This window comes from Chitinimonas koreensis (genome assembly GCF_014353015.1).
Taxonomy (GTDB): domain Bacteria; phylum Pseudomonadota; class Gammaproteobacteria; order Burkholderiales; family Chitinimonadaceae; genus Chitinimonas; species Chitinimonas koreensis.
On record NZ_CP060704.1, the window covers coordinates 3391334 to 3405414 of the forward strand.

A 14081-nucleotide genomic window follows, 5' to 3' on the forward strand; every position below is an offset into this window, starting at 1 on the left:
GATTCTAAAGCAGGAAACAGGTGCGCGGCCCATGCCGCGCACCTGCCGTCCATCAGCGCTGCACTTTCACCACCAGCCCGGTCGACGCCGCCAGGTTCTGCTGCCTGGCCGTGCCCAGCAGCTCCGCCAGCCAGGCCTCGTCCCAGCCGCTCAGCTGGCCGATCGGCTGGCCGCCGAGCACGGTCGGGACGTTGCCCAGCCAGCTCACCGTCTCGCCGCTGCCCGCGCCGGTCAGGCCCGCCAGCGTCGCCAGGTTGGCGCTGCTGCCGTACACCAGGTAGCCGTAGCGGTCGCTGCTGCCGCTCTTCAGCGCCGCCGACGACTGCACCACGATGCTCGAGCTGCCGCAGTTGCCGGCGCCGCCGAGCACGTTCAGCGTGATCCGGCCGCTGCTGCTGGCGCGGCCGTCGCTGACCGTGTAGCTGAAGGCGTCCAGGCCGCCGTAGCCGCGTGCCGGGCGGTAGGTATACGTGCCGTCCCAGTTGCGGCTCAGGCTGCCGTGCGCCGGGTTGCCCAGGCACAGCGTCAGGCAGTCGCCGTCGACGTCGCCGACCAGGTCGCGGAAGTCGATCCGCACGCTGCCGTCGCGCTGCAGCTGGTAGACCGCGTTCAGCGCGATCGGCGCGTCGTTGGCCGGCGCCACCGACAGGCACAGCGTGGCCACGTTCGACAGCAGGCTGCCGTCGCTCAGACGGAAGCTGAAGCTGTCGTTGCCATGCCAGTCGGCGGCCGGCCGGTACTGCCAGCTGCCGTCGGCGTTGCGCGTCAGCGTGCCGTACTTCGGCGCCGTCACGATCGCCGCCGCCAGCACGTCGCCGTCGGCGTCGCAGCCGAGCGCCGCCAGGTCGATCCGCACGCTGCCGTCCTCGACCAGGCAGACGCTGCCGTTGCGCGCCACCGGCGCATCGTTCACCGCCGTCACCGTCAGGCTCACCGTGGCGGTGGCCGAATTCAGGCTGCCGTCGTTGAGCCGGTAGGTGAAGCTGTCGGCGCCGACGTAGTCGTCGGCCGGCACATAGCAGTAGCTGCCGTCGCCGTTGCGCACCAGCGTGCCGTGCTTGGGCCCGCCGACGATGGCAGCGGCGAGCGCGTTGCCGTCGGCATCGAAGCCCAGGCTGCGCAGGTCCAGCCGCAGGCTGCCGTCCTCGGCCACGCTGAAGGCGGCGTTGGACGCCACCGGCGCGTCGTTCACCGGGGTCACCGTCAGGCTGACGGTGGCGGTGTTCGAGTTGAGGCCGCCGTCGTTCAGCACGTAAGTGAAGCTGTCGCTGCCGTTGTAGTCGGCGTTCGGCTTGTAGCTGAAGGTGCCGTCGGCGTTGCGCAGCAGCGTGCCGTTCTTCGGGCCGGCCACGATGGCCGCCGCCAGCGCATTGCCGTCGATGTCGCTGCCCAGCGCGGCCAGGTCGAGCTTGATGCTGCCGTCCTCGGCCAGGCTGAAGGCGGCGTTCTTCGCCACCGGCGGATCGTTCACCGGCGTCACCGTCAGGCTCACCGTGGCCAGGCCCGAGCTCAGGCTGCCGTCGCTCAGCGTGTAGCTGAAGCTGTCGGTGCCGCTGTAGTTGGCGGCCGGGCGGTAGCTGAAGCTGCCGTCGGCGTTGCGCGTCAGCGTGCCGTACTTCGGCGCGGCGACGATGGTCGCCGTCAGCGCGTCGCCGTCGGCGTCGCTGCCGAGGTCGGCCAGCTCGAGCCGCAGGCTGCCGTCCTCGGCCACGCTGTAGCCGACGTTGCGCGCCACCGGGCGTCGGCCACCGGCAGCACCGTCACCGTCAGCGCGGCCGAGCTGCTGGCCTGGCGGCCGTTGGACTGCTCGGTCGCCGTCGCGATCACGTCGAGCGTGAAGCGGCCGTTGAAGTCCTTCGGCGGCGTCAGGCTCAGGTTGGCCAGGTTCCAGCCGGTGACGTCGGCGCGGGTGTTGCCGGCGGTGGCGGTGAAGCGCTTGCTGCCGTCGGTCAGCACCGTGCCGATCGGCAAGGCGCCGATCGCCACCGACAGCGTTTCCGAGCCGTCGGCGTCGCGCAGCGCGGCCTGGATCGCCGACAGCTTGATGCTGCTGTCTTCGAGGCCGGTGTTGGCCGCCAGCGTCTCGGTCAGCGCGATGTCGTCGAGCATCGCGCCGCGGCCGTCGGCGTCGAGCCGGCTGGCTTCCGAGACGATGCGGACGGTCTGCACGCCGCCGGTGCCGGTGAAGGCGAACTGCAGCGCCTGCCAGTTCAGCGCCGTGCTCGGGCTGGTGTTGGCATAGCTGGCGATGCGCACGCCGTCGACGTAGATGCCGATCCGGGTGTAGTCGGCGCTGTAGCCGATCCGGCCGGCGTAGTCGAGGCTCAGCGTGTAGCGCGCGCCGGCCGTGGTGGCGACCTGGCGCTCGATGCCGAGCGTCTGGTGCTGGCTGCGGGCCGCGTTGTTCAGCTCGAGCCAGTTGGCGCCGTTGCCGGCCGCGGCCGTCACGCGGCGCTGCACGCCGCCGGCGTCGGCCATGCGGTCGTCGGTGCTCCAGATCTCGAAGCCGTTGGCGCCGCCGTTGCTGCCGTCCGGCCGGGTGATCAGCGTCCAGCCTTCGAAGCTGCCCTGCTGCACCAGCGTCGAGCTGCTGTCGCGGTCGGCCGCGCTTTCCCAGCCGGTGCGGAACAGCTCGCGGCTGACGCCGCCGCCCTGGTCGAGCAGGTTCAGCGACGGCGCGTCGGCCACCGCTTCGACCGTCAGCCGCGCGGTCGCCACCGCCGATTCGGCACGGCCGTCGCGCAACAGGTAGGTGAAGCGGTCCAGCCCGCTGTAGTCGGCGTCGGCGACGTAGCTGACCGTCTTGTCCGCGTTCAGCGTCAGGCGGCCGTGCTGCGGGCCGTCGACGATGACCAGCTGCAGCGCGTCGCCGTCCGGATCGCGGTCGTTGGCCAGCAGGTCGATCCGCACGCTGCCGTCTTCCTGCAGCGTGGCGGCGTCGTCGAGCGCCACCGGCGGCCGGTTGCTGGCTTCGACCGTGATCGCCACGCTGGCCAGGGCCGAATCGGCCAGGCCGTCGCCCGCGACGTAGCTGAAGCTGTCGGCGCCGTAGAAGCCGGCGTCCGGCGTGTAGGTCAGCGAGCCGTCGGCATTGACCGTCACCGTGCCGTGCAAGGGCTGCGTGACCACGCGGGCGGCGAGGCCGGCGTTGGCCGGCACGCCGGCGCCGTTGTCGGCGTCGCGGTCGTTGGCCAGCACGTCGATGCGCACCGGCTGGCCCTGCTTGGTGGTCGCGCTGTCGTTCAGCGCCACCGCCACGTCGTTGACCGCGGTGATGGTCAGCCGCACCGTGCCGCCGGCCGTCGCCTTGCCGTCGCCGACCGTGTAGCCGAAGGCGTCGCTGCCGTTGTAGTCGGCGTTCGGGCTGTAGCGGTAGCGGCCGTCGGCCTGGCGCACCAGGCTGCCGGACTGCGCCGCGCCGACCGCGAAGCTCAGCGCGTCGCCGTCGACGTCGCTGGCCAGCGCGCCGAGGTCGATGACGATGCTGCCGTCCTCGGCCAGCACGGCCGCCAGGTCGCGTGCGACCGGGGCGTCGTTGACCGGCTTCACCGTCAGCGCGACCGCGGCGACGTTCGATTCCGCCGTGCCGTCGCTCAGCGCGAAGCGCAGGCGGTCGGCGCCGTTGAAGTCGGCCGCCGGGCGGTACTGCCAGCTGCCGTCGGCATTGCGTTCGAGCGTGCCGTGGGCCGGGCCGTCGACGATGCGCACCGTCAGCGCGTCGCCGTCGACATCGAGGCCCAAGGCGGCCAGGTCGAGGCGCAGGCTGCCGTCCTCGTCCACTTCGAAGGCCGCGTCGCGCGCCACCGGAGCGTCGTTGACCGGCGTGACGGTGATCGCCACCTCGGCCACGTCCGAGCTCGCCTGGCCATCGCGGACGCGGTAGCTGAAGCGGTCGGCGCCGTGGTAGTCGGCCGCGGCGACATAGCTGAAGCTGCCGTCGGCGTTCAGGGTCAGCGTGCCGTGAACCGGGCCGTCGACCAGTTCGACGCCCAGCGCATCGCCGTCGACGTCGCGGTCGTTGGCCAGCACCTCGATGCGGGCCTGGCCGTCCTCGGCCAGGCCGATCGCATCGGCCGTCGCGACCGGCGCGTCGTTGATCGAGGCGACTTCGAACACGATATGGCTGTCGACCGAGGCCTGGCCGTCGCCGACGCGGAAGTCGACGCGGTCCTGGCCGTGGAAGTCGGCGTTCGGCACATAGCGGTAGCGGCCGTCGGCCTGGCGCTCGAAGCGGCCGTGCAGCGGGCCGCCGGTGACGACGGCCTCGAGCGCGTCGCCGTCGACGTCGCGCGCGCCGTCGAGCAGGTCGACCAGCAGGCTGCCGTCCTCGTCGAGGTTCAGCGTGCGCGGCAGCAGCACCGGCGCATCGTTGACCGCGGCCAGGATCAGCTCGACCGTGGCCACCGCCGAATCGGCCGTACCGTCGTTGACGCGCCAGGTGAAGGCATCGCGACCGTTGAAGTCGGCATCCGGCAGGTAATCGAAGCTGCCGTCGGCGTTGAGCACCAGCCGGCCGTGCTGCGGGCCGGCCACGATGACCACGCCGAGCGCGTCGCCGTCGACGTCGTGGGCCGACGCCAGCAGGTCGATGCGCAGCCTGCCGTCCTCCTCGCCGTCCAGCCTGCGGTTCTCGGCCACCGGCGCGTCGTTCACCGCCGTCACCGTCAGCCGCACCGTGGCGACGTTGGACTCCAGGCTGCCGTCGCTCAGGCGGTAGCTGAAGGCGTCCTCGCCGTTGAAGTCGGCGAACGGCACGTAGCTGTAGCTGCCGTCGTCGTTGCGCACGAGCGTGCCGTGGGCCGGGCCGGCGACGATCAGCGCGGTCAGCGCGTCGCCATCGACGTCGCGGCCCGTTTGGGCGCCCAGCGCGGCCAGGTCGAGCCGCAGCGAACCGTCCTCGGCCAAGGTGGCCATGCCGTCGCGGGCCACCGGCGCGTCGTTCACCGGCGTCACCGTCAGCGTCACGGTGGCGACACCGGAATCCAGCGCGCCGTCGTTCAGGCGGTAGCTGAAGCTGTCGCTGCCGTGGAAGTCGGCGGCCGGCACGTAGCGGAAGCTGCCGTCGGCGTTCAGCACCACGCTGCCGTGGGCGGGACCGGCGACCAGCACGGCCGACAGCGTGTCGCCGTCGACGTCCTGGCCGGCCGGCAGCCGGCCTTGCAGCGCCTGGTCTTCCGCGGTCTGCAGCGCGGCATCCTGGGCGATCGGGGCGTCGTTGACCGGCGTGACCGTCAGGTCGACCGTCACCGTCTCCGACCACAGCTCGCCGTCGCCGACGCGGTAGCTGAACGCGTCCGCGCCGTGGTAGTCGGCCGCCGGGGTGTAGCGGTAGCGGCCGTCGGCCTCGAGCACCAGGCTGCCGTGCGCAGGCGCCGCGACCAGCTCGAGCTGCAGCGTGGCCGCGTCGCTGTCGACGTCGCCGGCACGGGCCAGCAGGTCGAGCAGCACGGCGGTGTCTTCCGGCGTCGCGGCGGCGAAGCCCTGCAGCACCGGCGCGTCGTTGACCGGCGTGACGGTGATGCGGACGGTCGAGACGTTGCTGGCGGCCGTGCCGTTGCTCAGGCGGTAGCTGAAGCTGTCCTCGCCCGACCAGTCCTGCGCCGGCAGGTAGCGGAAGGTGCCGTCGGCGTTCAGCACCACGCTGCCGTGGGCCGGGCCGGCGACCAGTTCGGGGGCGAAGCCGGCGATCTGCGCACCGATGTCGTTGCCGCGGACTTCGATCGCGGCGGCCTGGTCTTCCGCCGTCACGGCGGCGTCGTCCCGGGTCTCCGGCAGGCCGATCAGCCGCACGTCGCGCACCGTGGCATGGCTGCCCAGGCTGGCGGCATCGCGGCCGAAGCCGATCAGGTCGAACGACAGGTTCACCGCCGTGCCGGCCGCGATGCCCTGCAGGTCGACCAGGTAGGTGCGGCTGCCGTCGGCGTTGACCGTGACGGTGACGCCCTGGCCCAGCCGCTGGCGGCCGTCGGCCTGGATGTTGAGCAGCGCATCGCTGCGGCTCAGGCCCAGGCTGCCGGCCAGCGAGGCGCCGGTGGCCGCGTCGAGCAGCGCCGCTTCGAACGCGTCGTCCGGGCCGGCCTGGTCGTCGAGCGCCAGGTCGGACACGGTGAAGCTCAGGTAGCGGTCCTGCGTGCCGAGCTGGAACACCTGGCCCAGGCGGGTCTGGCTGACGGCGGTCTCGCCGAGCACGGCACGGCCGTTGGCGAAGGCCACGCCGCCTTCGACGTTCCAGCCGGCGGCCGAACCGAAGCCGCCGTTCTCCAGCGTCGGATTGGCCAGCGTATCCCAGCGCATGCCGGCCGGCATGCCGGCCTGGACCGAACCGAGGCCGATCGACACGGTCGCATTGCCGGCCGCAGCCGACGGCGCGGCAGCGGATGGCGTGAGCCATTCGCCGTCCGGCAGGCGGCGCATGCCGACGCCCATCGAGGCGCTCAGCAGCGCATGCCCCTCGTCGGCGTGTTCCAGGCCCAGCGCATGGCCGATCTCGTGCATCAGCACCGAAACCAGGTCGACATGGTCGTAGGCCGCCGAGTCCTCGCGTGCCGCCATCTCGCTGCCGTGACGGGTGGCGAGGAACTCCTCGTCCGCCTCGGGCGTCGCGTCGACGAACCAGCCATGGCCGGCCGCGTCGGCATCGACCTCGATGCGGCCCTGCGACAGGCGGGCCAGCGCCTGGCCGTCCAGGTCGGCCACGGCCAGCTCGATCTTGCCCAGCGCCTCGCGCTGCGCCGCGCTCAGGTCGGCCGCCTGCCAGCGGGTGATCGCACTGCCGAAGGCCGCGCGCAGGACCAGGAGGTCGAGCGGCTCGTCAACCGGCGCGGCGGTGCCTGCCGCCGGCTGCCCGGCGGTCGCGCCGGTATCTGCCGGCTGGACATCCAGCGTCTCGTACTTCTCGGTCAGCTTGTCCAGCGCCACCGGCTTGAGCTTGATGCCGGCACGGTCGAAGTAGCCCTTGGACGGGGTCAGGTCGTGGATGTTGAAGTAGCCCAGCACGGCATAGACCAGGTCCTGCCGCCGGCCGGCGATGTCCTCGCCCAGGTAGCCGCCCAGCCAGCGGTCGCGGGCCGGATCGGGCCGGCCGTTCTTCGGATTGGCATAGGCCTCCTTGGCCGCCTGCACGCGCAGGTTGACGAGGTTGACGACCAGGGCCTTCTCGCCGTTGGTCAGCGAGGACTCCATGACCTTGGCCAGCATGGCCTGCACCGCGCCAGCCGACAGATCGGTGAACAGCCCGTTGTTGACGCCGCCGACATAGCTGCGCGCGCCGCGCAGCTCGGGGGCCAGGTCGTCCAGGATCCACTGCTCGCGGATGATCCGGCCGGCCGTCTTGCCGCCGTTGAGCGCCGAATCCAGGCTCAGCTCGAGCGGGCTCTTGGGCACGTCGGCGTCGTCCGCGTAGGCCGGCGCGATATGGCCGTTGTTGGCGATCGAGATGTCGACTTCCAGCCCATCCTTATGATCGAAGTGGGCGCGGGTCCAGCCGTTCTCGGAGATGGCCGCGACCTCCAGCTTCTGCCCGCCGAGCTGCTGCAGCAGGCTGAAGGAGGCCTTGGCCGCCTCGTCGACGATCTGCTTTGCCCAGCTGGTGCCGAAGCGCTCGGCATTGGTGTCGACGTTGGCGACGGTGAGCTTTTCGCCGGCCTTGACCTCGACCCAGCGCGGCACGTTGGCGGTGTTGAGCCACTTCAGCAGGCTGTCGGAACCCGCCGAGATCTTCAGCGGCGGGGCCGGGTTCTCCTTGGCCTTTTCCGCCTGCAGCTGCTTGAGCGGATCGTAGGCATTGGTCACATAGGCGTTGTAGAGCGTGTCGTAGTTCGGATTGCTGCCCGGCGCCTGGGTGCCCGGCTGGTTCGGGTAGGCGCCCGGCGACAGCCGGTAGTTGGCGCCGACCCAGATCTCCAGCGCGCGGCGGGCCCAGACGATGACAGACGCGTCGGCGCCTTCCGCCGATGGGTTGAAGTCGGCGTACTTGGTGCCGCCGTAGCGGGTCACGATCTCGTCGTTGTAGAGATCCTTGAACTTGTTGCCCAGCTCCAGCAACTGGTCGTAGGCGCTGCCGGTCAGCGTGTAGCGGAACAGCGCCAGGGCCGCACCGACCACCTCGTGGCCGGTGGTGTTGGCCGCGGTGATCAGTCTGTCGAAGCCCGACAGGTCCTGGAACATGTGCTTCAGTTCCTCGTTGGTCGGCAGCGCGGTGCTGACCTGGGTCCGGCGGAAGTCGAGGAAACCGGCGACCAGGCCGACGAAGTCCTTCACCGCGTTGCTCGGCGCGGTCAGGATGCGGGCCTGCTTGTCGAACACCGACACCACGCTGCTGTTGGCCGGGTTGGTGACGATGATGAAGCGGTCGCCTTCCTCGATCTTGTAGCGCTTGGCCGGGTCCGCGTTGTAGTAGGTGCCGCCCGGACGGTACTCGCTCGGCCGGATCCCGACTTCCATGTAGAACAGGTGGGCGCCGATCAGGGTCGAGTTGAGGTTGCCGTTGGAGACCAGCGCGGCGAGCTTGTCCCAGAACTGGTCGCTGTCGGCGCCGTAGGGGCCGGAGCCCGGCACCGGGTTCTGCGGACCGAACAGCATGTTGCCCGGGAATTCCTGGCCCAGCCCCTTCATGGCCCAGACGCCGCGGTCGACGGCGGCCAGCTGGTCCACCGTCAGCCGACCGGTGCCGCCGTTGCGGATGTCGGCCCGCATGGCGCGGATGTTGCCCGAGTCGATGTCGGCCGAGAACTGGTCGAGATTGACGTCGTACATGTCGGTCATCGCGTCGGCCTTGGCCATCGAATTGCCGAGGATGGCGCCGCCGCCGAAGCCGCCGCTGTAGCTGGCGATCTGCATCTGGACCGCCAGCAGCTCGTTGCCGGTCTCCTTGAACAGCGTGATGTAGGCGCCGACCCGGTTGCCGGCCGCCATCTGCATCTCGGCCTTGCGCAGCACCGCTTCCGGGATGGGCTCGCCGCGGGCCTTCTTCGCCTCGTTCTGTGCCTGCAGCGCCCGCAGCCCCTCGCTGGTCAGCCCGGCGAACCAGGCGATGTCGGAAGCCGGCGTCGTGCCGTCGACGTTGTTGTCCACCGGCTTGGACCACGGCGAGTTGCGGTCGTCGTTGGGCAGGCCGACCGCGGCCTGGAACAGGCGCAGGGCGCCCTCGGTACGCTCGACCGTGACCGGATCGTCGGGCGACTTGCTGCCGGGCTGGCCGCCCGGCTTGGACGGATGCACCGCGCGCGGCACGCCGTCGATCTGCTGCCAGGTCACGTCCTCGGCGTCCCAGCGGCCGTCGACGATGATCCGGGTCGGTGTGCCGATCGGGCGTCCGAGCGCGTCCTTCTCCAGCGGCTTGCCCTGCTCCAGCGGCATGGTCGCGCTGATCGACGGGTAGCCGAGGAACTTGAGCCGCTGCTGGATGCGGGCGACGTCGAGCGGCTTGTTGGCCTGGTCCTTGCCGACGCTGCCGCCTTCGGACAGCGCGATGAGATTCATCCCGCTGTTGCCGCCGGTGCCGCTGCCGAGCGCGGTCTGGTCGTTGAAGACCGCCTTCTTGAAGTTGATCTTGACGGTGATCGCCACCGAATTGCCCACCACCGCCTTGCCCTTGATCGACTTGGCGTGGACGAAGATGGTGCCGGTGACGGTCCGAGCCGGCAGGTCCGAACCGCGCGACAGCGGGTTGTCGTCGAGATCGGCCGTCAGGTAGAACTTGCCGCTGTCGGCGAAGGTCTTGGCGCCGACCTCGTCCTTGGACGAGCCGCTCTGCACCATTTCCCACTCGTCGCCGTACTTGAACGACAGCACCTGGCCGCCCTTGAAGCCGCCGAAATCGGCCACTTCGCGCTTGATCGGCTGGGCCCCGATGGCGCGGCTGCCGTCGTCGAGCTCGATCTCCTTGACCGCCTTGGTCATGTAGAACGCCGGATCGCTCTCGTCGATCACGATGCCGTTCTCCTGCAGCAGCTTGCGCAGGTCGACCTCGACCACGTCGCCGAACTTCTGGTCGTCCAGCTCGATCACGTTGCGGGCTTCGACCGTGGCCATGCCGAACAGCCAGCCCGAGGTCGCCTTGGCGCTGTCGGCCAGGTTGTACTTGTCCGGCACCACGGTCTGGGTGTTGGAGCCGGGCTTGCCGACGCGGTCGATCGGCAGCGGCACCATCGAGTTCTGCTTGACGATCGAATTGGCTTCCGCCGCCTCGATCAGCTGGCGCAGATCCCACTTCAGCATGCCGTTGGGCAGCGCCGGCTCGCCGATGCCCGGCCAGTAGCGGATGTCGGCCCACAAGGTGCGGCCGCCGTCGATCACCTGCAGCCGGTTGATCGAAGCGTCGAGGATCGGGGTGGTCGCGCCCAGGTACTCGGGCTTGGGTCCGAACGGATCCTTGATGATCCCGATCTTGCCGCCGGTCTGCTTGTTGGCGATCACACCCATCAGGTAGTTGGGATCGTTGAATTCGAAGTAGTAATCGGCCACCACCGCGTATTCGACCCCGTCCTTGCTGATCACCAGCGAGGGCGATTGCGCGCGCTGCAGGTTGAGCTGGTACTTGTTGTTGTAACGGCTCACCGACGAGGCGCCCGGCAGCACGCCGCTCATGGCGATCTTCCTGACGACCGGTGCGCCGTTCAGCGCGCCGTCTTCGCCGATGGCGATCGTCACCGTGCTCAGGCCCGAGTTGTAGTCGAAGGCGTCGGTCAGCAGGAGGCGCAGCTGGCCGCCGACGATGCCGGCCGAGGAGATGAACTGCGGACCGCGGCCGTGCGTCGGGTCGGTGAAGCTGACCTGCTTGAACGCCTTGGCGGACGTCGCGTCGGCCTGGCCCTTCACCACCACGATTTCGTCGAGATCGAGGATGAAGACGTTGCCGCTCACGCGCGGCGGGAAGGCCATCGAAATGCCGAGGTTCAGCTTGCTGGCGGTCACCGCCAGGTAGCTGTGCTCGCCCTGCACCACGGCGAAGTCGACGTAGCCAGCCGGCGCGTTTTCCCCGCTCACCGACGGCGGCAACTTCACCTGCTGGATCTGCATGAAGTTCTTGTCGGTCTCGTCCAGGTTCACCCGCAGCAGGCGGTAGTCGGCGCCGGCGCCGCCATAGCCGCCTTCGCCCACGTACAGCCAGCCGTCGGCGACGGCCAGGCTGGAGATGTTGCAGGTCCCGACCTTCAGCGTGTAGACCAGCTTCATCAGCGCGGTGTCCACCACGTGGATGTCGCCCTGCATGCCGGCGATGAACATCAGCCGCTGGTCTTCGCTGAAGGCGATCTGGTCGCCCTTGCTGCCGCCGACGAATACCGAATTGCCTTCGGCATCGCGGAATTCGAGCTCCTTGACGATCTCGCCGTTCTTGAAGATCTGCACCCACTTGGCCTGGGTGACCACGCTGTAGCCGGTCTGCCCTTCCATCGCCACGCTGCCGGCGGCGCCGTTGGTGATCCAGCGCTTGACCGCCGGACTCTTCGGATCGGGCAGCTGCACCATGCGCTGGACCGTGATCAGGTGCAGGCTCAGCGCGATGTCGGCCGGCACGTCGAGCTCGACCGTCTGGCTGTCGCCCGACACGGTCACGTCCACCAGCTGCTGCCATGCCGCCATGCCGTGCCGCTCGGTCGTCTTGCCGTCCCAGATGTCGGAGGTGGCGCGGCCGTTCTTGTCGATCTCGAGGCTGTCCGGCGAAATCCAGAAGCGCAGCTTGGTCGGCGTGCCCGCCGGCAGGGCCGGATCCTTCAGGTTGGACAGCTCCAGCTTGAGCTTGCCGCCGGTGGTCATCTCGATCTTGCCGATCTGCGGCGACGTGCGGTCCGAGCTGGTGCCGGAACCGGGGTTGTCGGGCGACTCGATGCTGAGGGTGATGTTGCCGTTGACGATGTTGGTCTGGACCGGCTTGACCTGATAGGCCCCGTCGAAGCTCAGGTTGATGGCGTAGATCGGAATCGCCGCCGACAGGTAGATGGACATCACGCTGGTCATCGCCGAGGCGGCCGCCAGCGAGCCCGAGCCCATCATGGCGCCGGCCGCCCAGGTCAGCGGTCCCATGGACAGCGCGAGCAGATCGAGGCCCATGCCCTTGGCCGTGACCGCGCCGGTGTCCTTGTCGGTCGAGGTACGGCGGACCACGACGTAGTCGCCGAAGACGTTCACGCCGGCATAGGGCGGGCTGGCGGTCTTGGCCACCAGGTTGCCCTGGGCGTCGGTGCCGACGAAGCCGTTGTCCAGCACCCACCAGGTATCGCGCTCGACGCCGTTGACGTCGGGCACGGTGCCGCGGCGCAGGAACAGCACTTCGTCGCCGTTCTTGACCTCGGCCGAGGTCTGCAGCGGGATCGCCAGCTGGACCGGCACCTCGCTGGGCTGCGCGCCCAGGTCGAGATGGAAGGCAGCCACCGGCTGCAACACATCGGGCGTCGGCAGGGCCAGGCCGGTCTGCGCCTCGATCTGGCCGAGCTCGATGCGGCCGATGCCGACCACCGTGTCGGCCGCCAGTGCGCCGGCGCCGATCAGCACCGTCTCGCCGGTCGCCGCCTGCACCGCGCCGCCGTGCTCGCGGCTGACGGTGACGCCGGCCGGCGTGGCGGTCGCGGGATCGTCGTCGACCGACTGCGCGGCACCGATTTCGAGCCGGACCGTGGCCTGGCCGACCACCTGCTCGACCAGATTGCCCTGCGGGTCCAGCCAGCTGGCGAGGTGCACCACCGTGATCAGCGCCGAACCGGCGCCGATCGCGGTGATCAGGCCACCCTCGCTCACCGTGGCGATCGAGGCATCGCTGCTGAAGTAGCGCGTGCCGCTGGCGACGGACGGCCTGGCCTGGCTGATATCGGTCTTGGCGCCGGTATCCGGGTCCACCAGGTGGACCTTGAGTTGCCGGCTGCCGCCCGGCGTCAGCGCCAGCGTGCCCGGATAGACGTCGGGCACCACCAGCAGCTTGGTGTTGCCGGCAGCGTCGAAGCCCGGATTGACGGTCTGCACCGCCTGCACAACGCGGCCGTCGCGGTCGGTCCGGGTCGCGACCAGCAGGGCCGGACCGCGGGTCAGGACCTTGAGCGCATCCTGGCCGTCGATCACCTGCAGCGAATCGCCGCCGACCTTGCCCAGGGCGGACAGATCGGCGCTATACAGCGTGAGGTAGGCCGGGTCGTGCGACACGTCGACGCCCTGCTGGTCCTCGAAGTCCACCGTGGCCCGCACCTGGGCCGTCTGGCCCGGCTTGAGCGCCGGCAGCTGGGCCAGGTGGATCGCCAGCAGCCTGGCGCCGCTCACGTTCACCTTCAGCTCGATCGGCGCACCGGCCGCGAAGCCGTCGTCGGCCTGCAGCCGGACCGCCGCCTCGCCCACGTAGCCCGCCTCGGGCACGAAGATCACCGACTGGCCGTCGGCGCTCAGCCGCGCCGCACCGTGCGTCGCACCGAGCACGCGCCAGAACACCGTGTCGCCTTCCAGATCCTGCGCGATGCCCGCCAGCGCGGCCTGCAGCGCCAGGTCGGCATGCGTCCTGGCCGTGCCGGCCGCCAGTTCGACCGGCGCCTGGTTGGCGCGCCAGCCGTAGTTGGCGTACAGGATCTGGCGATCGGCGGACGCAATGACCCCATCCCCGTCGAGGTCCGCCGGCAGGCGGCCCTCCAGTCGGGCCTGCTCGAAGGCGGCGCCGTCCTGGCCGTCGATCTTGCCGTCGCGGTTCAGGTCGCCCGCCAGCGTCACTTCGACGCGTGCCGCGCCGCTGCCGGTGAGGCGCAAGAGCTTCAGGCCCGCTTCGGTGATGCGCAGCAGCACCGTGCGCTTGCCGTCCACCGTCGCCGTGCCCAGCACGGTCGCGCCGGTGGCTTCCAGCGCCAGGTCGGCGCCTTCCAGCGTCACCGCCACGATCACCGCCCCCTGCGCGCCCGGCGTCTTCACCGTCGACGCCAGTTCGCTCTCGCGCACCGCGAAGGCCACCGTCGTCGCCTGGCCGGCCGCCAGCGTGCCTTGCCAGGCGCTGTTGGACTGCCAGTTCACCGCGGCGCCGAGGTTGGCCGTGATCGTGTCGGTCAGCAGCCGGCCGTCCTGGCCATAGCCGTACGGCGTGCCGGCGTCGTTGCCGTTGAGCGCACGCACCA

The 14081-nt window shown here is 70.3% G+C and carries 2 protein-coding genes; both read right to left on the reverse strand.

What is annotated here, in order from left to right; all coding sequences use genetic code 11:
* Nucleotides 1-52: 52 nt before the first annotated feature.
* On the reverse strand, nucleotides 53-1735 hold the full coding sequence (locus H9L41_RS14275) for an Ig-like domain-containing protein (RefSeq protein WP_187523421.1): 1683 nt from the start codon (nucleotides 1733-1735) through the stop codon (nucleotides 53-55).
* Nucleotides 1642-14079, reverse strand: coding sequence for a tandem-95 repeat protein (locus H9L41_RS14280; RefSeq protein ID WP_187523422.1), 12438 nt, complete (start codon nucleotides 14077-14079; stop codon nucleotides 1642-1644). Before H9L41_RS14280 ends, H9L41_RS14275 begins: the two co-directional genes overlap by 94 nt.
* Nucleotides 14080-14081 lie beyond the last annotated feature (2 nt).